Consider the following 20,547-nt stretch of genomic DNA (forward strand, 5'->3'; position numbering starts at 1 on the left):
GTGGACGATCAGATTTTCTGCCCGGCGGGCCCGACGCCGACGCTGACCGTGATCCGCTGCAGTTCGGTGCGGCCCTGCGGGAACTTCACCTCCAGCGTGACCGTGTCGGTGCCTGCGAAGTCGGCCTTGGACTGGTAGAAGGCGATGAATCCGGGCACTTCCAGGGCCAGACACTGCTTGTAGTTGGTTGCGGAGATCTTGCCGCGCTTGATCGTCACGGTTCCGTTGCCGGGTGGCGTCACCAGCCGGATCGAGGGAAGCGGACCGGACGAGCAGTCCGGCTGCACGTTGAGATACACCCCAACCTGGATCGCCTTGCCGGCGACACCTTTGGCGCTGCGCTCGACCGTGGTCTGGGCAGGAGAGGGTGTGGTCGGCGCAACCGGCGCTTGTGCCAGGGCTGCGGGGGCCGAGACGAGCAGCCCTGCGATGGCAAGCCCGAGCAAGCTGCACCATCCTTGCCCCGATCGAATTGTCGCCTGCATCAGTCCATCGCTCCCTGCGTCGTCGCCAGATTGCCGCATTCGGCCGGATCGTTCAACGGATGGCCGAATTCCGACGGACCGTCGGCATGAGCTTTCCAGAGCCTCCATCGCGCAGTCCTCAGCCCGTTTCTGAAACCCCGATGTCGTGCGTCGCCGTCAGCCTTCAGCGGCGGATCGCTATCCCGCCGCCATGACTGTTTCTGATTGCTGCCATTCATGTCTGTCCGTATCGTGCGGCGCGAACAGGCGTAGGGTGGATGGAGTTGGAAGGTCGTTATCGGGCGGATATCGATGGCCTCAGGGCGATCGCCGTCTGCATTGTCGTTTTGTTCCACCTGAGAGTTGGTGGCTTTGGTGGTGGCTTCGCCGGAGTCGATATCTTCTTCGTCATCTCCGGCTACCTGATCACCGGGCACATCCTCCGCGATATCGAGCTCGGCACGTTTTCGTTCGCCGGATTCTATGCGCGCCGGGCCCGGCGCATCCTGCCCGCGCTCATCGTCACCATCATGCTGACCGTGGCGGCTGGCTGGCTGTGGCTGCCTCCGGACGAGTTGCGCCAGCTTGCCAAGGAGGCGACGCACGGGCTGCTGTCGATCGCCAACGTTCAATATTGGCGTGAGGCGAACCAGTATTTCGCACCGAGTGCGGACAGACTCGGGCTGTTGCACCTGTGGTCACTGTCGGCGGAGGAGCAGTTCTATCTCGTCACGCCGTTGATCCTGGTGCTCCTCAGCCGTACGCGTCACGTGTTCACGGGCATTGCGCTGGCGGGGCTTGCGTCGCTCGTGGCGGCCATCATCTGGCTTCCCAGAGATCCCGAGGCGGTTTTCTTCCTGACGCCGTTTCGTGCATTCGAGTTCGTCCTCGGTGCATTGACCATCGTGTTGGAGCGACGCGTTACGGCTTGGCAGGCGGCTCGGACGGCCGCAGCGTGGATCGGGTATGCCGGGCTTTTCTCGAGCCTTCTGGTGATCGAGCGCTTCCAGCATGACGCCGGGCTCGGCGCACTGCCGCCCAGCCTCGCGACGGCTGTGATCATTGCGGCGAACCGACCGCTGCGCCTGTTCGCAAATCGGGCGGTCCTGGCGATCGGACGCTCGTCTTACTCGCTCTATCTCGTGCACTGGCCGGTGATCTACTTCGCGAGCTTCATTTTTGGCGAGCGGGCCGGCGGCACGGCGGGTCTGGCCGGGCAATTGCTGGTCATGGCGGCGCTGACCGCCGCGATGTTCTTTCTCATCGAGCAGCCCATCCGCCGGGTCCGCCATGCGCAGTGGAAGCAGGCAACCGCGTTCGCGACGGTGCTCGGCCTCTGCATCGTCGTCACCCACGGAATGTTCAAGGCAGACGGTGTCGCGTGGCGGCTTCCGGCGGAGCAACGTGCCCGGCTGGAGCTGCAGCGGTTTGGTATGAGCCCCTGTATTCGCTCGGGGGATCATTGCGAGTTCGGCGCTCCGGCCGGCTCTCGCATGCTGGAGCTGCTCGGCGATTCCTACGTTCAACAATACGTCGCCGTGTTGGACGACCAGCTCAAGGCGCATGGCATTCGAGGCAAGACGTCGACAGTCGGCGGTTGTCCGATGCTTGTGGGTGTTGCCCCGCGCCCGCCGCGCGTGGCCGAATGCATTGCCCTTCGCGAGCGCGAGCTGGCGCGTGTCCAGGCGTCGGCGGCCGATCTCGTCGTGATCGGGCAAGCGTGGCACCTCTATCTGACTGGGGACGGCGAGCCAGACGAGCGAACGGCCGCTGACATCCGCGATGGCCTGAACGCGCTGCTTCGTCTGCTCGATCGGCCGGGCCGCCGTTTCCTGATCATCGGCGGCCAGGTGAGACCGGTGACGTGCAGCTTCGATCACATGCGGATGCAGCCCGGTCCGTTGTGGCATGCGCCGCCTCCGCAATGTACCGCGCTGGACTCGGCCAAGGCGCGCGCAGATGCGCGCGAAATCGATCGTCTGCTGGACTCCGCATTGACGGGGATGCGCAACGCCGTGCTGCTGCGGCCGACCGATGTGTATTGCGACCAGGATTGCCCGGTCGTGCGCGACGACGGCGTCTGGCTGTTTCTCGATCCGGGCCATTTCACGGTGGCGGGCGCCAAGTGGATGGGGCAGCGCGCCGCCCCGCTCATCTCCCAATTCCTTTCCGAACAGTCCAAGCCTTAGCGAAGCGAGAGCTGGCAGCGAAATTGGCCTTTCCTGGGCGCCGCCACGCCGCCGCCTGCCGGAGGTCATCGGATGGGTCCGATGGCGTCATGACTGTTTCCCGCTGTTGCCATTGGTGTCTGCGCATCTCGTTTGCCTCGAAGCATGCGCGGGGTGACCACATTGGAACGCAGTCATCGTGCTGACATCGATGCCCTCAGGGCGATCGCCGTCGTCATCGTCATTCTGTTCCACCTCAAGATCGGGGGCTTCGAGGCCGGTTTTGCCGGCGTCGACATCTTCTTCGTCATCTCCGGCTATCTCATCACCGGCCAGATCCTGCGTGACGTCAGGGCAGGGCGGTTCTCGCTCTCCGAGTTCTATCTGCGGCGGGCGCGGCGCATCTTGCCCGCGCTGGTGACGACGATCGTCCTGACCTTCGCCGTCGGCTGGCTGTTCCTGTCGCCGGAGGCCTTGCGCCAGCTGGCCAAGGAGGCGACGCACGGGCTGCTCTCGATTTCCAACATCCAGTATTGGCGCGAGGCGAGCGCCTATTTTGCGCCGACGGCGGATCAGCTGCCGCTGCTGCATCTGTGGTCGTTGTCGCTTGAGGTCCAGTTCTATGCACTGGCGCCGCTGCTTTTGATGTGGACGGGCGCCGGCCGGCACGTCTTCCGCCTCATCGCGGCCCTCGGCCTGCTGTCGCTGGCCGCCGCTGCGCTCTGGCTGCCGCATGATGCGGAAGCCGTGTTCTTCCTGACGCCGTTCCGGGTGTTCGAATTTGCGCTGGGCGCGCTTGCCATTCCACTCGAGGCGCGCCTCGCATCGTCGCCGCGCGCGCGGTCGCTCGCGGCTGCCTGTGGCGACGTCGTCCTGGTCGGCAGCCTCCTCGTCATCGGCCGCATCCAGGCCTATGCGGGTGTGGCGGCGCTCGTGCCCTGCGTTGCCGCGGCCGTCATCATCGCCGCGAATGCGCCGACCTCGCTGCTGATGGCCCGTCCGGTGCGTGCGGTCGGGATCGTCTCCTATTCGCTCTATCTCGTGCATTGGCCGCTGATCTTCTTCGCCGGCTTCCTCTTCGGTGATGCCGCGCAGACGGTTGCGGGGCTGGTGTCCCAGCTTGCGCTGATGGGCGCGTTGGCGGCGCTCATGTTCGTGACGGTCGAGCAACCGCTGCGACGGCTGCCCTGGCCGCGTTTCGCGCAGGTGGCAAGCTTCGCGACCGTGCTCCTCGTCGGTGCTGGCCTGACCCATGTGACGTTCCGCGCCAACGGCGTGGTGTCGCGGCTGCCGGACGATCAGCTCGCGCTGTTCCAGCTGCAGGGCTTCGGCCTCAACAAATGCGGCCGGACGATCGGGCGCCTGTGCGCTTTCGGCGATCTCCAGGGCACGCGCGGCGTCGAGCTGCTCGGCGATTCCTACGTCCAGCAATATGTCGCCGCGCTCGATGAGTCCCTGAAGACGCGCGGCATGATCGGGCATGTCTCGACGATGAGCGGCTGCCCGACGCTCGTCGGCCTGACCGCGGAAGGCCCGCGCGCGCGCGTCTGTGCGGAGCTGCGCGACAGCGAGTTGCCGCGCATCCGGCAGTCGCAGGCCGATTTCGTCGTGATCGGGCAGGCGTGGCAGAACTATCTCGATCTCGGCGACGGGCCGGCGGCCCGGGCCCGGAACGCCGAGGTGGCCCATCATCTGGCCGAGACGATCCGCCTGCTCGACCGGCCCGGCCGCCATTTCCTCGTCATCGGCGGTCAGGTTCGGCCCGTGAACTGCGCGTTCGATCCGTTGCGCATGCTGCCGGGTCCGCGCTGGCACGCGCCGGCGAAGCCCTGCGATCCCGTGCCGAAGGGCGAGGCCGTCGCGGCCAACCACACCATCGACGTCGTCCTGAGCGAGGCGATCAGGCCCTTGCAGAAGGCGACGCTGCTGCGGCCCTCGGAGGTTTATTGCGACCAGGATTGTCCGGTCGTGGAGGACGGCGTCTGGCTGTTCCAGGACGCCGGCCATTTCACGGTGGCCGGCGCGCAACGCATGGGCGAGCGGGCAGCGCCGATCTTTGCGACATTTCTCGCCGACGATTAGGGCAAAGCGCGGGACTCAGTCGCGCTCGTCCGGAAGCGATGCCGCCAGTGTCGGCGATTCCCGGACGATGCCGGTGGCCGCGAACTCCGAGCCTTGTGCGGTGAAATGGCCCTGATCCCAGGCGATCGGCGCGCCATCGGGCGCCTGCAGGATGCACGCGCCGCCAGGGCAGAGCAGCGCGAGCAGCGACACGTAGTCCGTTCGTGGCCGGTCCTTCAGCTGCGCCCGCAGAAAGCCGTCGACCTCGCCGAAAAGATTCGGCATGTGTCCCTCGGTGGTGACGCCGAAGCGCATCGCTGCGATCAGGAGGTGCGGCAGAGCGCGGTCGAATTGCGGGCTCGGTCCGACGACAACGACCCTGCTGCCGGCGTCCGCGATCGTCCGGATGGTTGCCAGCAGGCTGGTGCGCGCCGACGGTGCCATCGCAGTGTGCGTCCAATTGCCGGAGAGAATCACCGCGTCGGGCGCGAGATTGCGGACGAGGCCGGGCAGCTGGCGATTGAAGGCTGTGCAGGCCGCCGATTGACCCGGCTCATCATAGGGCACGCATTGCGCCATCGTCGCGCGCAGCAGCGTGGCCTGCGGCAGCGCCAGCTTCAGACCGTGAGCCAGATGTGCGGCATGGCTGTCGCCCCACAGCAGGATGTTGGGACGCGGGCCCTTGGCGAGACAGGCGGGCTGCAGCGCCTCGACTGTTTGACCCGGGGCGAGGAAGCAGCGGCCTTCCTCGTAGATGTCCCTGTGGTCGTAGCCGAGGAAATCGGCCATGGCTCGTTGCTGCGGGGAGAACCGGTTGGGAAAGCCGGACGCGGAGATCATGACGACGCTGGCGGCGAGCGCAGCTGCGCCGGTTGCCGCGAGGGCGCGCGCCGTTCCCGGCCAATCGGCGCGGCGGGCCGGCTGCTCGATCAGATAGAAGCTCGCCAGCGCCAGGATCGTGCAGCCACCGAGCAGCGCGAGCTTGTCCATCGCGGTGCCGGGCGGCCCCCAGATGGCGGTTGCGAACGAGACCACCGGCCAGTGCCAGAGATACAGCGAGTAGGACCACAGGCCGACGGCCATCATGGGCCGCGCTAGTATCAGGACGGTCCTCGGCAGGGCCGGCTTGCCCCAGATCACCGCGGCGGTGCCGAGGCAGGGCAGCAGCGCCGCCGTGCCCGGGTAGAGCGTGCGCGGTGAGAAGATGTTGACCGAGGCGCCGAGCGCGATCCACCCCAGCGTGGTGGCCGCGATCCTGAGCCGCTCGCTCCGCAGCGCCGGCAGCGCCTCCACCGCCAGCAATGCGCCGAGCGCAAGCTGCCAGGCCCGCGCCGGCAGCAGATAGAACGCCGCCGCCGGCTGCATCCGGGTCTGGACGACGCAGAGCAGGAACGAGACGGCGCAGGCTGCGATGAGGATCGCCAGCATCTGTGCGCGCCGCAGCGCAAAGACGGCCAGCGCCAGCGCCGGAAACAGCACGTAGTACTGCTCTTCGACGCCGAGCGACCAGGTGTGCAGCAACGGCTTGGCGATGGCGGCGCTATCGAAATAGCCCTGTTGCGACCAGAACAGGATGTTGGAGCTGAAGGTCAGCACGGCCACCGCCTGCTGCGCCACCGATACCGTCTCCTGCGGCAGCAGGATCAGGCTGGCGCCGACCAGGGTCGCGCACAGCATGGCGAACGCCGCGGGTAGGATACGCCGGGCGCGGCGGCGGTAGAATGCCGCGAACGAGAACGTGCCCGCGCTAGCCTCGTCGTGGATGATCCGGGTGATCAGAAAGCCAGAGATGACGAAGAACACGTCCACGCCGACATAGCCGCTGCGGAATGGCGGAATGTCGTAGTGGAAGGCGATGACCGAGATGACCGCGAAGGCGCGCAGGCAGTCGATGTCGGGACGATAGTCGGTTGAGCTCAAGGTCCAGGTCCGAACGGCGCGCGCGGCTGGCGTCTTCTCGAGCGATCAGCGCGGGCGGAGCGACCTGAGTAAGCGCCGATTGCAACTGCATTGAGGGATTCCTGTGGTGCAACCGGTCGTGCAGACATGACACAACGCCACTGAATTGACATCGCTGGGGCTCAGCGCGGCTTTCCTTCACAGACTTGCCTCAATGGCGTGTTGGCTTCGCAAGTAGTTCATGCGTTGAGCGAGCGTGTCATGCGTACATTGGGGCGGAAGACCGGCCGGGCCGGCTTGTTGTGCGGCGTTGTTCTATTACAGGTTGCGTCGATGGCTCCCGTTGCGCAGGGGGCAGAGGCGGGGGGAGCGAGTGCGGCGCCTGCCACCGATGTCGCCAGGGACGTGCAGAAGGAGAGCGGTCCCTTTGGCGGATGCGAGCCGATCGGGCTTACTGCATCCGGCGAGCTGGTATTTCCGCTCGACTGCAAGAAGCTGATCAAGAAGCCGGCCGAGGCTCCGGTCGCGGCTGTCGACAAGACCGCCGACGACAGGACCGCATCTACAGACGCCAAGGCGGACCCCAAGTCGGCACAATCGAGCCCATCGGCCACTGCCGAGGCCAAGCCGGCGGCCAATGACGCGGCTGCGGCCGCCCAGCCCGTGCCTGCCGCAGAGGAGAAGCAGGCGACTGCCGGGGACAAGGCGGAGGCGGTCTCCAAGGCTGCTGCCCTCGATCCCGCGGCGGCTGCCAAGCCTGCGTCGAGCAACCCGGCAACCGGCAAGGCCACCCCGGCCAAGCCTGCGGCAGCGAAGACCATCTCCGGCCGAGCATTGTCCGTGACCGCGGCGGCAGGTGGTGCGGCGCCGAGCAGAACGGCCTCAGGCAACGCACCCGGCAAGCCTTCGACCGACAAGCCTTCGACCGACAAGCCTTCGACCGACAAGCCTTCGGCCGGCAAGGCGACATCCGCCAAAGCCGTGGTCGTTGCCGTCAAGGATGCGGCGCCCAAGGGGGGACAGACCGAGCAGCCGAAACCCGCCGGCAAGGAGACCGGCAAGCCCACGACGATGTCGGCGATCCGATCGATGATCGTGATGGCGAAGCCGGCCAACACCGGAACGCCGGTTGCGGCCCGCTCCCAAGCCGAGGAGCGGCCACGGCGTACCGCCGGCTTGCCGCCCTGCGTGCAGTTCCGCAGCTACAATCCGGCTACACGGAGCTATCGCGGCTTCGACGGTCACACCTACGCCTGCCGCTGAGGCTGGGAGAGGGGGCTGCAATGGGCGGCCGCCCCCGTCGCGTGCGGCTCGGACAATGCCGTCCGAGACCTGCTATAGATCGGAGCTGACTTGTCCCGCACGCGTGCCGATGCCTCCGATCTGAAATGACCGAGCCCCAATCCGACCTGTTCGAAATGCGCCGCCTCGAATCGCTCTCCAACACCATCTTCGGTGTGGCGATGACGCTTCTGGCCTATGACCTGCCGAAGCCCCATTTCGCGCAACTGCCGGACTGGGTGGATCTGGCACACACCTATTCCGGCAGGCTCGCCGGGCTGGCGCTGAGCTTCATCATCGCCGGCGTGTTCTGGATCAGCCATCACCGTCGGCTGGCGCGGCAGCCGTTCGGCAGCCGTCCCGTCGTGCTGCTCAACCTGTTCTTCCTGCTGTCGATCGTGCTGCTGCCGGTCACCAACGGTCTGTACGGCGGCTACCGGCTGTCGAGCGCGGTGGCCGTGCTGTACGGCCTGCATCTGACGGTGATCGCCGCTCTCAACGCCGCGCTGTGGTGGCTCGCACTGCCGAGCGGCCGCCATGCCGAGATCGCCGGCGCGGTCTTCCCGGTGGTCGTGTTCGTGCCGGGCATGGTGATTGCCGCCTACGCGCCGGAATATGTCCAATATTTCTGGATGCTGGGCTTCGGCGGAATGTTGGTGCGGCGCTTCGTGCGCTCGGCGCCGGTGCAAGCCGCAGGCGACCGTCCTTGAGACAAAAAAACGCGGCGGGCCATCAGACCCGCCGCGCCTTCCGATCTTGAACTCGCTGGTCCAGGGCCGAGACCGCCCCGTTGCCGAGCCGCGATAGCGCGATCGCTGACGAATCACGCGCTCATCGAACGTCGCTCATGAAGAGCTGCTCAGCGGGCGATCCCAGCGAGGTGACAGCGCTTGGTGAAAGACACTGGATCACCTCCTTTCGTTGTTGATGGAAATGTCAATATAGGCCGGGGCGGGCCGGGATGGTAGGGGGGCCGAATACGGAACTTCCCGTCGTGATCCATGCTGCATTGCGGTTCGGAACGGACGGATCCTTTGAACGCGCCGTTCGACGGCGGCCTCAACCAGCTCCGGTGCCCGGACTTGGCCTGAAGCGGTCCTGAGCCCGAAGAGGTTGAGACCGGCGCCGGACCATGTTAGGGAACGCGGCGATGCGGGTGTAGCTCAATGGTAGAGCAGCAGCCTTCCAAGCTGAATACGAGGGTTCGATTCCCTTCACCCGCTCCAGCCTTCACCCGTTCCAGACCGTCCAGCCAACAGATGGCGCCGACTCTGCTGGAGACCGGTCAATCGCAATAGATCTGATTGCCGATCCGCCGGCATGACCTGCCATCGCTGAAGGTGGTGGTGTTCCCGATCGTCTGCGAGGATGTGCCGTCGCTGTAGTAAGTGTGACTGCCGATCTGCTGCGAGCTTGTCCCGTCACTGTTGTAGGTGAAGCGTCCGACCTGCTGCGACGAGGTGCCATCGCTCCAATAGGTGTTGTTGCCGATGCGCTGCCCGGACATGCCACTGTCGCACACGACCTGATTGCCGATGACTTGGCAGGTCTCAGCCTGGACTGCGGTCGCTGCCAGCAGGAAGGCGATCGTGAGGACGTGGCGCATGACGGTGTCTCCTGGCGTTGCGATATCCAAGCGCAACCAAGGCGCGAGTGCAATAGAGAGCAATCGGGAGTGTCAGGCCGTCATCGCGCGGCGGCGCCGATGCCGGGCCTGCGTGCTGCTTCGCCGCCCTTGAACGCCTTCATCTGACCGCTGAGGAAGCGCAGCAGATGGCTTGCCGCGTGTGGCAGCTCGCGGCCGCGCCGGGTGATGACGCAGGCCTCGCTCGAGGACAGCAGGCGGCTGTCGACCGGCATCGCAGCGAGCGAGCCGTCGGCGAGATCGGCGGCAATGGAGAACGCGGGGAGCAGCGTCAGGCCGAGGCCACTCTTGACGAAGTGACGGAGCACGTTGATCGAGCTGGTCGTGAGCTTCGGCGCCAGGGCGATGTGCTCGGCGGCTTCTGCCAGCGCGACGATCTGGCGGGTGCCGTAGCTTGGATGCATCAGGCCGAGCGGATGGTCGGCAAGCTCGCGCAGGCGCAAGGGACGGCCCAGCCGCACCAGCGGATGATCCGGCGGCGTGATCGCGCACAGCGGCTGGCGGCTCGCGGTGGCGATCCGGATGCGCGGATCGGCTGAGGGGTTGAACACCAGGCCGATGTGATAGCGGTCCTCGGCCACCGCGTTGACGACCTCGTTGGTGCCGGCGAGATCGAACGCCATGCTCAGATCGGGATGGCGCTGCCAGAACCGGCCGAGCGGGCCGGACATCAGGTCGCTCACGAAGCCTTCGCCAAGCACGATGTCGACATGGCCGCGCTTGAGGCCCACAAGCTCGCGCAGTTTCGCAACCGTGTCGGCCTGGTCGGCCTGCCAGTGCCGGAAGCGCTCGACCAGCAGCGCGCCGGCTTCGGTGGCGCGGATGCCGCGGCTCAGCCGCTCCACCAAGGTCAGCCCGAGCTCCTTTTCCAGCAGCGCGATCTGGCGGCTGATCACCGAGGCGTTGATGTCGAGCGCTTCGGCGGCGGCGCGAACGGAGCCGAGCCGGAGGGCTTCGTAGAGGTAGTGCAGTCGGTGGTGGTCGAGCAGGGCGGCCGTCACGGCGGGATCCGGAGTGTTGACTTCAAGTCAACACTAGCGTGGCAGGCCGCTGATGTCTGCCGCAAAACGCGGCTGTTACGTTTCCGGGGCAATCGGAACAGGAGGCGACGTGACCGCGGTCGGCATCATCGGACTTGGCAACATGGGACGCGGCATGGCGCTGACGCTCAAGGGCGCGGGCTTTGCCGTCACCGGCTACGACGCAGCCGAGGCGACGCGCACGGCGCTGGCCGCCGAGGGAATTGCGATCGCGGACGGCATCGGCGCGATCGTCGCCGCCGCCGAGATCGTCATTCTGTCGCTGCCCACCGCCGAGATCGTGGAGCGCGTCGTGGAGGGGGCTGGCGGCATCCTCACGCATGGCCGCGCCGGTGTGGTCATCGTCGATACGTCCACCTCTCATCCCGAGACCTCGCGCCGGCTGGCGGAGCTGCTCAAGGCGCGCGGCATGGGCTTCGTCGATGCGCCCGTCAGCGGCGGACCGAAGGGCGCCGCGACCGGCACCATGACCATGGTGATCGGCGCCGAAGACGAGGATCTCGCGCGCGTGCTGCCGGTGCTGGAGCGCATGAGCGCCAAGCGCGTGCATGTCGGCGGCGTCGGCGCTGGCAATGTCGCCAAGATCGTCAACAATCTGCTGTGCGCCGCGCATCTGCTGACTGCAGCCGAGGCGCTGCGTATCGCCGAGGCCGCCGGCGTCGATGCCTTCAGGCTGCTCGAAGGGGTGAATGCCGGCTCGGGCCGCTCGGGTGTCACGCTGGTCAACGTGCCCAATTGGATCCTCAACGGCGCGTTCGATTCCGGCTTCACCATGCAGCTGATGCGCAAGGACGTCAGGCTCGCCGCGCAGTTCATCGGCGAGCTCGGCCTCGCGCTGCCCATCGCCACCGACACCGCGCGGATCTGGGCCGACAGCGCCGCCCGTATCGCCGATGGCGAGGACTTCAACCGCATCGTCGAGCTGCAGCTCGGCCCGATCTCGAAGCCGTGAGAGTGCAGCCATGACCCATTTCATCGATCCCCGCCTGCGCACAGCCGCGCTGCCTTTCTGGCCGCAGTTCGAGATCATCGGGTCGCATGTCGGCGGCACGTTCGTCATCGGCACCGGCGCGACCGTTACCGTGAACGATCCCGCGACCGGCAAGGTGCTGTTCAGCTATGCCGACGCCGGCGCCGATGTCGCAGCCATGGCGGCGCAGGCCGCGGTGCCCGGGCAGGCGGAGTGGGCGAAGTTCACGGCCGCGGGCCGCGGCCGCATCATGCAGGCCATCGCGCGGGCGATCCTCGCTCACGCCGAACAGCTGGCGCAGCTGGAATCGCTCGCCGCCGGCAAACCGATCCGCGACACAAGGGGCGAGGTCGCCAAGGTCGCGGAGATGTTCGAGTACTATGCGGGGTGGGCCGACAAATTCCACGGCGACGTCATCCCGGTGCCGTCGAGCCATCTCAACTACACGCGCCGCGAGCCGATGGGCGTCGTGCTGCAGATCACGCCGTGGAATGCGCCGATCTTCACCGCCGGCTGGCAGATCGCGCCCGCGATCAGCATGGGCAATGCAGTGCTGCTCAAGCCGTCCGAGCTGACGCCGCTGACGTCCCTGGCGCTCGCGGTGATCGCCGAGGGCGCGGGGCTGCCGAACGGCGTCGTCAACGTGCTCGCCGGCTTCGGCCACACCACGGGGCAGGCGGCGCTGGAGCAGCCCGCGGTAAAGAAGGTCGTGTTCGTCGGCTCGGTGCCGACGGGCCGCCTGATCGGCGAGGCCGCGGCGCGGCGGCTGGTGCCGTCGGTGCTCGAGCTCGGCGGCAAGTCCGCCAACATCGTGTTCGCCGATGCGGATCTCGAACGCGCTGCGATCGGCGCGCAGGCCGCGATCTTCGGCGGCGCCGGCCAGAGCTGCGTCGCCGGTTCGCGTCTCCTGGTGCAGAGCGCAGTGTATGACCGCTTCGTCGATCTCGTGGCCCAGGGCGCAGCGAAGATCAAATGCGGCGATCCGCTGTCGGCGGAGACCGAGATTGGCCCGATCAACAACGCCAGGCAATATGATCACGTGCTGTCGCTCATCCGTGAGGGGGCGGCGGAGGGCGCCGAGATCGTCGCCGGCAGCAATGGTGAGCGCGCAGACAGCGGCTATTACGTCAAGCCGACCGTGCTCAAGAACGTCACCAACGCCATGGGCATCGCGCGCAAGGAGGTGTTCGGCCCCGTGGTCGCGGCGATCCGCTTCGAGACCGAGGCGGAGGCGATTGCGATCGCCAATGACAGCGAGTTCGGTCTTGCCGGCGCGGTGTGGACGAAGGACGTCGCGCGCGCGCATCGCGTTGCAGCGAGCGTGAAGGCCGGCACGTTCTGGATCAACTCCTACAAGACGATCAACGTCGCCTCGCCCTTCGGTGGCTACAACAACAGCGGCCATGGCCGCTCCTCCGGCGTCGAAGCGCTGTACGAATATACGCAGGTGAAGAGCGTGTGGGTCGAGACCGCGGCCGAGCCGGCGGTCGCTTTCGGCTACGCGCCGGGCCTTCGTGAATGAGACGATGTCGTGAATGAGGTGCTTGCGCCGACGAGGCTGCATGGCATGATCGGTGCAAGAACTGCGCGCCCACGGAACGACGAGCTAGTTCCGAAATAAGGAACATAATGATGCCGCGCTTCGTCAACGTCGCCATTGGTCAACTCGGCCCGATCGCCCGGAGCGAGTCACGGACCGCGGTGGTTGCGCGGTTGATCGCCCTGATGCGCCAGGCCCACGCCAATGGCTGCGATCTCATCGTCTATCCCGAGCTCGCGCTCACGACCTTCTTCCCGCGCTGGTACATGGCCGATCAGGCGGAGATCGATTGCTATTTCGAGCGCGAGATGCCGGGGCCGGAAACGCAGGCCTTGTTCGCGCTCGCGAAGGAGCTGCGCATCGGATTTTGCCTCGGCTATGCGGAGCTGACCGTCGAAGACGGCATCGTGCACCGCTACAACACCGCCATCCTCGTCGACAAGGACGCGCGCATCGTCTCGAAATACCGCAAGGTGCATCTGCCGGGTCATGCCGAGCACGAGCCGTGGCGCAAGTTCCAGCATCTGGAAAAGCGCTACTTCGAGCCCGGCAAGAGTTTCGGCGTGGCCGATGCGTTCGGCGGCGTCCTCGGCATGGCGATCTGCAACGATCGGCGCTGGCCGGAGACCTATCGCGTGATGGGGCTGCAGGGCGTCGAGATGGTGCTGATCGGCTACAACACGCCGGTGCACAATCCGCCGGCGCCGGAGCATGACGACCTCTCCCTGTTCCACAACCGCCTCGTGATGCAGTCCGGTGCCTATCAGAACGGCACCTGGGTGATCGGCGTCGCCAAGGGCGGCATCGAGGAGGGCATCGACCACATCGCCGGGAGCTGCATCATCGCGCCGTCGGGCGAGATCGTCGCGGCCTGCGCCACCAAGGGCGACGAGATCGCTTTGGCGCGCTGCGACCTCGATCTGTGCAAGTCCTATAAGCAGACGATCTTCAATTTCGACGTCCATCGCCAGCCGCAGGCCTATGGGATGATCGTCGAACGCAAAGGCGAAAGGCTGATGGCCGATGGATCGCCGGTGAAGAAGCAGTGATGCAAGGCCGAGACCCCTCCACGAGTCATTCCGGGGCATCGCGCAGCGATGAGCCCGGAATCCATAGCCACAGGCAGATGTGCGGGGCACGCAGGCAGTGACATCTCGCTCCTCCAACGCCCGCCTGTGGCTATGGATTCCGGGCTCGCGCGGCCGCGCGGCCCGCCCCGGAATGACGGGAGGAGAGAGTGGGCCTTGCGTCCCATGCCTCATTTGCGTTCAAATGAATGCACGCGACGCGCATGGCATGGGCCTTGCTTACAATTTCGGCAATTGAACTCAGGCACGTTGCATCAGGAGAGAACATGGATCGCAGAACGGTATTGAAGGGATTGGCGGGCGCCGGTGGTCTGGCGCTGACCGGTGGGTTTGCGGCGCCGGCGATTGCGCAGGGCGCATCCGCGCGCACCTTGCGCTTCGTTCCGCAGGCCAATCTTGCCAATTTCGATCCGATCTGGGGCACGCAATATGTCGTGCGCAACGCAGCGGCGATGGTGTGGGACACGCTGTACGGCATCGACGATCAGTTCGTGCCGCAGCGCCAGATGGTGGAGTCCGAAGAGGTCTCGTCCGACGGCCTGACCTGGACCTTCAAGCTGCGCTCCGGCCTGAAATTCCATGACGGCGAGCCGGTGCTCGCCAAGGACGTCGTGGCCAGCCTCACGCGCTGGTCGGCGCGCGACCCGATGGGCCTGATGCTCAAGGCGATCCAGAACGAGCTGACCGCGGTCGACGACAAGACCTTCAAATGGGTGCTCAAGCAGCCCTATCCGAAGATGCTGTTTGCGCTCGGCAAGGGCAACGCGCCCTGCGCCTTCATCATGCCCGAGCGCATCGCGCAGACCGATCCGTTCAAGCAGATGTCCGAATACATCGGCTCCGGCCCGTTCAAATTCGCCAAGGGCGAATGGGTGCCGGGCGCCAAGGCCGTGTTCGAGAAGTTCACCGACTACGTGCCGCGCCAGGAGAAGCCGGTGTGGCTTGCCGGCGGCAAGCAGGTGCTGGTCGATCGCGTCGAATGGGTGATCATGCCGGACCCCGCGACCGCGGCCGCCGCGCTGCAGAACGGCGAGGTCGACTGGTGGGAGAACCCGATCACCGATCTCGTGCCGGTGCTGAAGGGCAACAAGAACATCGGCGTCGACATCGGCGATCCCCTGGGCAATGTCGGCGCGTTCCGCATCAACCATCTGCATGCGCCGTTCAACAATGTGAAGGCGCGGCAGGCCATCCTGATGGCGATGAGCCAGGAAGACTACATGCGCGCGCTCGTCGGCGACGACAATTCGCTGTGGAAGCCGCTGCCTGGCGTGTTCACGCCCGGCACGCCGCTCTACACCGAGGAAGGCGGCGACATCCTCAAGGGCAAGCGCGACATCGCCGCCGCTAAGAAGCTCTTGGAAGAGGCCGGTTACAAGGGCGAGCCGATCACCTGCGTGGTGGCTCAGGACCAGCCGATCACCAAGGCGTTCGGCGACGTCACCGCGGATCTCTTGAAGAAGCTCGGCATGAATGTCGATTTCGTCGCCACCGATTGGGGCACGGTCGGTGCTCGCCGCGCGCTGAAGACGCCGCCTGCGCAGGGCGGCTGGCACATGTTCCACACCTGGCATGCCGGTGCTGATTGCATCAACCCGGCCGCCTACAACGCGCTGCGTGCCAACGGCGACAAGGCGTGGTTCGGCTGGCCGACCAGCGAGAAGGTCGAGACGGAGATCACCAACTGGTTCAACGCCAAGTCGCTCGACGAGGAGAAGGTGATCGCCGGCAAGATCAACAAGGCGGCGATCGATGACGTGGTGTTCGCGCCGACCGGCTTCTTCCTCGGCTACACCGCGTGGCGCAAGAACGTCTCCGGCGTGACCAAGGGGCCGATCCCGCTGTTCTGGGGCGTGTCGAAGACCGCATAAGGCGCTGAACTCACATGCTCGCTTATGCGCTCCGACGCGTGCTGTCGACCTTGCCAGTGATGGCGATCGTCGCGCTGTTCGTCTTCAGCCTGCTGTACATCGCGCCGGGCGATCCGGCCGTTGTCATCGCCGGTGATCAGGCGAGCCCGGCCGACGTCGAGCGCATCCGCGCCAATCTCGGACTGGACCAGCCCTTCCTGGTCCAGTTCGGCAGCTGGGTGTGGCGCCTGCTGCATTTCGATCTGGGCACATCGATCTTCACCAATCTTCCGGTGTCGGCGATGATCGCCCAGCGCATCGAGCCGACTTTGTCGCTGATGATGGTGACCCTGGTGCTCACCATCCTCATTGCGGTGCCGCTCGGCGTGATCGCGGCGTGGAAGGCCGGCACGTGGATCGATCGCGTGATCATGGCCTTCGCGGTGTTCGGCTTCTCGGTGCCGGTGTTCGTGGTCGGCTACATCCTCGCTTATGTGTTCGCGCTCAAGTTCGACCTGTTGCCGGTGCAGGGCTACACGCCGTTGTCGCAAGGCTTCTGGCCGTGGCTGCAGAACCTGATCCTGCCGGCGGTGGCGCTCGGCTGCGTCTATATCGCGCTGATCGCGCGCATCACCCGCGCCGCGATGCTCGAGGTGCTGCAGCAGGACTACATCCGCACCGCGCGCGCCAAGGGCCTGGGGCAGGGCGGCATCCTGTTCATCCACGCGCTGAAGAATGCGGCGGTGCCGATCGTCACCGTGGTCGGCATCGGCATTGCGCTGCTGATCGGCGGCGCCGTCGTCACCGAGAGCGTGTTCGCCATTCCCGGCCTCGGCCGGCTCACCATCGACGCCATCCTGCGCCGTGACTATCCGGTGATTCAGGGCATCGTGCTGCTGTTCAGCTTCGTCTACGTGCTCGTCAATCTCCTGATCGACATCACCTACACGCTGGTCGACCCGAGGATCCGCTATTGACCGCCACGACCACAACCTCTCCACCGCCGGGCCTCGTCGTCGCGCCTCGTCTGCCCGATCTGATGGCGGCGCCGAAGATCCGGCGCGGCGCCGTCGGCTTCCTGCGCAACCATCCGACGGTCGCAATCGGCGGCGCGCTGCTGCTCGTGCTCGTCATCATCGGTGTGTTCGCGCCGTTCCTCTTCACCGTCGATCCGACCGCGATCGCGCCGGCCAAGCGGACGCGGCTGCCGTCGGCGGATTTCTGGTTCGGCACCGATGCGCTGGGCCGCGACATCTATTCGCGCGTGCTCTACGGCACCCGCGTCTCGCTCACGGTCGGCCTCTCGGTCGCTCTGGCGGCCTCGCTGATCGGGCTCGCAATCGGCCTCGTCGCCGGCTTCCTGCGTTGGGCCGACGGCGTGCTGATGCGCTGCATGGACGGGCTGATGTCGATTCCGCCGATCCTGCTCGCGGTGGCGCTGATGGCGCTGACCCGCGGCAGCGTCGGCAACGTCATCCTCGCCATCACCATCGCCGAGATCCCGCGCGTCGCGCGCCTCGTGCGCGGCGTGGTGCTGAGCTTGCGCGAGCAGCCTTACGTCGATGGCGCCGTCGCGTCGGGCACGCGCACGCCGATGGTGATCCTGCGCCACATCCTACCGAACACCACGGCGCCGATGCTGGTGCAGGCCACCTACATCTGCGCCAGCGCCATGATCACCGAGGCGATCCTGTCCTTCATCGGCGCCGGCACGCCGCCGACCATTCCGTCTTGGGGCAACATCATGGCCGAGGGCCGCGCGCTGTGGCAGGTCAAGCCCTACATCGTGTTCTTCCCGGCCGCGTTCCTCTCGGTCACGGTGCTGGCCGTGAACCTCGTCGGCGACGGCCTCCGCGACGCGCTCGATCCGCGCATGGCGAAATCACCATGAGCGGGGTGATGTCAAAATTTGACGGCCGAGTTGGGGCCTCGCCCTTCGAGACGCTCGCCTCCGGCGAGCTCCTCAGGGTGAGGGGTGGGAGCGTGCGCTGTGGGGACCCTGATCATGACAACGCTGCAGCGCCGATCTCGGACCCCGACCCTCATGGTGAGGAGCGCCGCGCCGAGTTGCCCTTGATCGCGGGCAGTTGCAATGCGCGGCGCGTCTCGAACCATGAGGCCCCACTGTCACCGCATGCGGCCTCACGCCACGGCCCGGAGCTGAACTGATGCCGCTGCTCGAGGTCGAGAATCTCCAGGTCCATTTCCGCACGCCGACCGGCATCAATCGCGCCGTCGACGGCGTGTCGTTCCACGTCAACCCCGGCGAGACGCTGGCCATCGTCGGCGAGTCCGGCTGCGGCAAGTCCGTCACCTCGATGTCGATGATGCGACTGATCCCGGAGCCGCCCGGCAAGATCGCGGGCTCGATCAAGCTCGAGGGCAGGGACATCCTCACGCTCTCCGACCGCGAGATGCGCGCGCTGCGCGGCAACGACATCTCGATGATCTTCCAGGAGCCGATGACGAGCCTCAATCCGGTGCTGACGGTCGGCCGACAGATCGGCGAGACGCTGCGGCTGCATCAGGGGCTCGACCAGGCGCAGGCGGAGGCGCGCGCGGTCGAGATGCTGACGCTGGTCGGCATCCCCGAGCCGGCACGGCGCGTGCGCGAATATCCGCACCAGCTGTCGGGAGGCATGCGCCAGCGCGTGATGATCGCGATGGCGCTGGCGTGCAATCCAAAGCTCCTGATCGCGGACGAGCCGACGACGGCGCTTGACGTCACCATCCAGGCGCAGATCCTCAAGCTGATGCTCGAATTGAAACAGCGTGTCGGCGCCGCGATCATCCTGATCACCCACGATCTCGGCGTCGTCGCCGAGGTCGCCGAGCGCGTGATGGTGATGTATGCCGGACGCAAGGTCGAGGAAGCGCCGGTGAAGGAGCTGTTCCGCAACCCGCGTCATCCCTATACGCAAGGCCTGCTCGGCGCGCTGCCCAAGCTCGGCTCCTCGCTGTCGGGCGAAACCAAGCGTCTGGCGGAAATCCCCGGCCAGGTGCCGGACCTCAAGCAGCGCATCGAGGGCTGCGTTTTCGCCGGCCGCTGCGCGCTCGCGACCGACCTTTGCCGCCAATACGCGCCGGGGCTGGAGCAGAAGGCCGCGCATCACATCGCCGCCTGTCATTTCGCCTTGAAGGAGCAGGCTGCCGCATGACCATGCCGCTGCTCCAGGTCAACGACCTCAAGAAGCACTTCCCGATCTCGGGCGGCCTGTTCGGCCGCACCAAGAGCAAGGTGCATGCGGTCGACGGCGTGTCGTTCGAGATCGCGCGCGGCGAGACGTTGTCGCTGGTCGGCGAGTCCGGCTGCGGCAAGTCCACCGTCGGCCGCGCGATTCTGCGGCTGTTCGACATCACCGGCGGCCAGATCGTGCTCGACGGCCAACGTATCGACGATCTCGGCCCGCACCGCCTGCGCGAGATGCGCCGCCGCGTCCAGGTCGTGTTCCAGGACCCGTTCTCCAGCCTCAATCCGCGCATGCGGATTCGCGACATCCTCGCCGAGCCGATCAACAATTTCGGTCTCGCCAAGGACAAGGCCGAGCTCGACGCGCGCATCAAGGAGCTGATGGAGATCGTCCGCCTGCCGCGCGATGCCGTGAACCGTCGCCCGCACGAATTCTCCGGCGGCCAGCGCCAGCGCATCGGCATTGCGCGCGCGCTCGCCGCCAAGCCCGAGCTGATCGTCTGCGACGAGGCGGTGTCCGCCCTCGACGTCTCCGTCAAGGCGCAGATCGTCAATTTGCTGCAAGATTTGCAGCGCGAGTTCGGCCTGGCGCTGCTGTTCATCAGCCACGACCTCGCCATCGTCGAGCACATGACGCACCGCGTCGCCGTGATGTATCTCGGCAAGATCGTCGAGATGGCGCCGAGGCGGCAGATCTTTGCCTCGCCCGGCCATCCCTACACTAAGGCGCTGCTGTCAGCCGTGCCCGTCCCGGAGCCCGGTGCCGAGCGCACGCCCATCATCCTCAAGGGCGACGTGCCGAGCCCGGTCAACCCGCCCAAAGGCTGCCGCTTCAACACGCGCTGCCCCCTGGCCTTCGACCGCTGCCGCAGCGAAGTGCCGGAGCTCAGGCTCAAGGGCGAGGACCAGTGGGTGGCGTGTCATTTGGAGAATCCCGCTTAGTTAGCGCGGGCTGCGGCGCGGACCCTCGCTCTGGCATCACCCTCTGCTGTCGTCCCGGGCAAGCCTGCCGCCGCGAAGCGGGGGCGGGCGCCGACCCGGGATCCATACTCCGTGTCGGTTGTTGGCTTGCGCAAGCCCGGCCGTCTCGTGTCACGACAACGGCCTGTGGTTATGGGTCCCGGCGTTCGCCGGGACGACGGCGGGGTTCGTGGAGGGGGCGAGACGCTGCCGAGGTGGAAGCGTTGGCGCGGCGCTGTTTGCTGCTCATCGGCCACACCGGCCTGCCCAATCGCCGGTGTGGAGGCGCCATCCCCAGGCCGGTGCATTGTCACCGCCCGACCCGGCGACTAGAAATTGATCTGGTTGAGGAATCTCAAGTCCACCGCCGCCCCGGAACTCCGTCCGGTGC

Annotated in this window: 16 protein-coding genes and 1 tRNA gene; 13 read left to right on the top strand and 4 right to left on the bottom strand. The window is 66.5% G+C overall.

Annotation, left to right across the window (positions count from 1 at the left end):
• Positions 1-8: 8 nt before the first annotated feature.
• On the bottom strand, positions 9-485 hold the full coding sequence (locus QXZ94_RS05245) for a hypothetical protein (RefSeq protein WP_409998731.1): 477 nt from the start codon (positions 483-485) through the stop codon (positions 9-11).
• 263 nt (positions 486-748) lie between these two features.
• On the opposite strand from QXZ94_RS05245, the gene QXZ94_RS05250 reads away from it, so the two are divergent.
• Positions 749-2,653, top strand: coding sequence for an acyltransferase family protein (locus tag QXZ94_RS05250; RefSeq protein ID WP_315726114.1), 1,905 nt, complete (start codon positions 749-751; stop codon positions 2,651-2,653).
• Between the two features lie 162 nt (positions 2,654-2,815).
• The gene (locus QXZ94_RS05255; protein ID WP_315726116.1) at positions 2,816-4,714 is read left to right on the top strand and encodes an acyltransferase family protein; all 1,899 of its coding nucleotides are present in this window, start codon (positions 2,816-2,818) and stop codon (positions 4,712-4,714) included.
• A 15-nt stretch (positions 4,715-4,729) separates the two neighbouring features.
• Here QXZ94_RS05255 and QXZ94_RS05260 read toward each other — a convergent pair whose 3' ends face one another.
• The gene (locus QXZ94_RS05260; RefSeq protein WP_315719529.1) at positions 4,730-6,613 is read right to left on the bottom strand and encodes an acyltransferase family protein; all 1,884 of its coding nucleotides are present in this window, start codon (positions 6,611-6,613) and stop codon (positions 4,730-4,732) included.
• 312 nt (positions 6,614-6,925) lie between these two features.
• On the opposite strand from QXZ94_RS05260, the gene QXZ94_RS05265 reads away from it, so the two are divergent.
• The 3 genes from QXZ94_RS05265 to QXZ94_RS05275 all read left to right on the top strand — a co-directional run bounded on the left by QXZ94_RS05265 (position 6,926) and on the right by QXZ94_RS05275 (position 9,099).
• Positions 6,926-7,855, top strand: a complete 930-nt coding sequence (locus tag QXZ94_RS05265; protein WP_315719530.1) for a hypothetical protein — start codon at positions 6,926-6,928, stop codon at positions 7,853-7,855.
• 125 nt (positions 7,856-7,980) lie between these two features.
• Positions 7,981-8,583, top strand: coding sequence for a TMEM175 family protein (locus QXZ94_RS05270; RefSeq protein ID WP_172107985.1), 603 nt, complete (start codon positions 7,981-7,983; stop codon positions 8,581-8,583).
• A gap of 442 nt (positions 8,584-9,025) precedes the next feature.
• Positions 9,026-9,099 (top strand) — tRNA-Gly (locus tag QXZ94_RS05275).
• 59 nt (positions 9,100-9,158) lie between these two features.
• On the opposite strand, the gene QXZ94_RS05280 is transcribed toward QXZ94_RS05275, so the two are convergent.
• Complete coding sequence (locus QXZ94_RS05280; protein ID WP_315719531.1) at positions 9,159-9,479, bottom strand: hypothetical protein; 321 nt, start codon at positions 9,477-9,479, stop codon at positions 9,159-9,161.
• 80 nt (positions 9,480-9,559) lie between these two features.
• Positions 9,560-10,519 (bottom strand): LysR family transcriptional regulator, encoded by a 960-nt coding sequence (locus QXZ94_RS05285; RefSeq protein ID WP_315719532.1) that lies wholly within the window; start codon positions 10,517-10,519, stop codon positions 9,560-9,562.
• Between the two features lie 109 nt (positions 10,520-10,628).
• Here QXZ94_RS05285 and QXZ94_RS05290 point away from each other — a divergent pair, with 109 nt between their 5' ends.
• The 8 genes from QXZ94_RS05290 to QXZ94_RS05325 all read left to right on the top strand — a co-directional run bounded on the left by QXZ94_RS05290 (position 10,629) and on the right by QXZ94_RS05325 (position 20,138).
• On the top strand, positions 10,629-11,510 hold the full coding sequence (locus tag QXZ94_RS05290; RefSeq protein WP_315719533.1) for an NAD(P)-dependent oxidoreductase: 882 nt from the start codon (positions 10,629-10,631) through the stop codon (positions 11,508-11,510).
• Positions 11,511-11,520: 10 nt separating this feature from the next.
• Entirely contained in the window at positions 11,521-13,050 is a 1,530-nt protein-coding gene (locus QXZ94_RS05295; RefSeq protein ID WP_315719534.1) for an aldehyde dehydrogenase family protein, read from the top strand.
• 110 nt (positions 13,051-13,160) lie between these two features.
• Positions 13,161-14,117 (top strand): N-carbamoyl-D-amino-acid hydrolase, encoded by a 957-nt coding sequence (locus QXZ94_RS05300; protein ID WP_315719535.1) that lies wholly within the window; start codon positions 13,161-13,163, stop codon positions 14,115-14,117.
• Positions 14,118-14,422: 305 nt separating this feature from the next.
• Positions 14,423-16,027: an ABC transporter substrate-binding protein gene (locus QXZ94_RS05305; protein WP_315719536.1), complete on the top strand. Its 1,605-nt coding sequence runs from the start codon at positions 14,423-14,425 to the stop codon at positions 16,025-16,027.
• A 14-nt stretch (positions 16,028-16,041) separates the two neighbouring features.
• Entirely contained in the window at positions 16,042-16,983 is a 942-nt protein-coding gene (locus tag QXZ94_RS05310) for an ABC transporter permease (RefSeq protein ID WP_315719537.1), read from the top strand.
• Complete coding sequence (locus QXZ94_RS05315) at positions 16,980-17,897, top strand: ABC transporter permease (protein ID WP_315719538.1); 918 nt, start codon at positions 16,980-16,982, stop codon at positions 17,895-17,897. The genes QXZ94_RS05310 and QXZ94_RS05315 overlap by 4 nt, the downstream gene beginning before the upstream one ends.
• A 277-nt stretch (positions 17,898-18,174) precedes the next feature.
• Entirely contained in the window at positions 18,175-19,164 is a 990-nt protein-coding gene (locus tag QXZ94_RS05320; RefSeq protein ID WP_315719539.1) for an ABC transporter ATP-binding protein, read from the top strand.
• Positions 19,161-20,138, top strand: coding sequence for an oligopeptide/dipeptide ABC transporter ATP-binding protein (locus tag QXZ94_RS05325; protein WP_315719540.1), 978 nt, complete (start codon positions 19,161-19,163; stop codon positions 20,136-20,138). The genes QXZ94_RS05320 and QXZ94_RS05325 overlap by 4 nt, the downstream gene beginning before the upstream one ends.
• Positions 20,139-20,547: the final 409 nt, after the last annotated feature.

This window comes from Bradyrhizobium sp. SZCCHNS2022, from assembly GCF_032377575.1.
Lineage (GTDB): Bacteria > Pseudomonadota > Alphaproteobacteria > Rhizobiales > Xanthobacteraceae > Bradyrhizobium > Bradyrhizobium aeschynomenes.

Bases quoted from the DNA above. Each gene is read 5' to 3' on its own strand.
- QXZ94_RS05245 (WP_409998731.1), bottom strand. From the start codon at position 485: ATGCAGGCGACAATTCGATCGGGGCAAGGATGGTGCAGCTTGCTCGGG.
- QXZ94_RS05265 (WP_315719530.1), top strand. From the start codon at position 6,926: ATGGCTCCCGTTGCGCAGGGGGCAGAGGCGGGGGGAGCGAGTGCGGCG.
- QXZ94_RS05270 (WP_172107985.1), top strand. From the start codon at position 7,981: ATGACCGAGCCCCAATCCGACCTGTTCGAAATGCGCCGCCTCGAATCG.
- QXZ94_RS05280 (WP_315719531.1), bottom strand. From the start codon at position 9,479: ATGCGCCACGTCCTCACGATCGCCTTCCTGCTGGCAGCGACCGCAGTC.
- QXZ94_RS05295 (WP_315719534.1), top strand. From the start codon at position 11,521: ATGACCCATTTCATCGATCCCCGCCTGCGCACAGCCGCGCTGCCTTTC.
- QXZ94_RS05300 (WP_315719535.1), top strand. From the start codon at position 13,161: ATGCCGCGCTTCGTCAACGTCGCCATTGGTCAACTCGGCCCGATCGCC.
- QXZ94_RS05305 (WP_315719536.1), top strand. From the start codon at position 14,423: ATGGATCGCAGAACGGTATTGAAGGGATTGGCGGGCGCCGGTGGTCTG.
- QXZ94_RS05310 (WP_315719537.1), top strand. From the start codon at position 16,042: ATGCTCGCTTATGCGCTCCGACGCGTGCTGTCGACCTTGCCAGTGATG.
- QXZ94_RS05320 (WP_315719539.1), top strand. From the start codon at position 18,175: ATGCCGCTGCTCGAGGTCGAGAATCTCCAGGTCCATTTCCGCACGCCG.
- QXZ94_RS05325 (WP_315719540.1), top strand. From the start codon at position 19,161: ATGACCATGCCGCTGCTCCAGGTCAACGACCTCAAGAAGCACTTCCCG.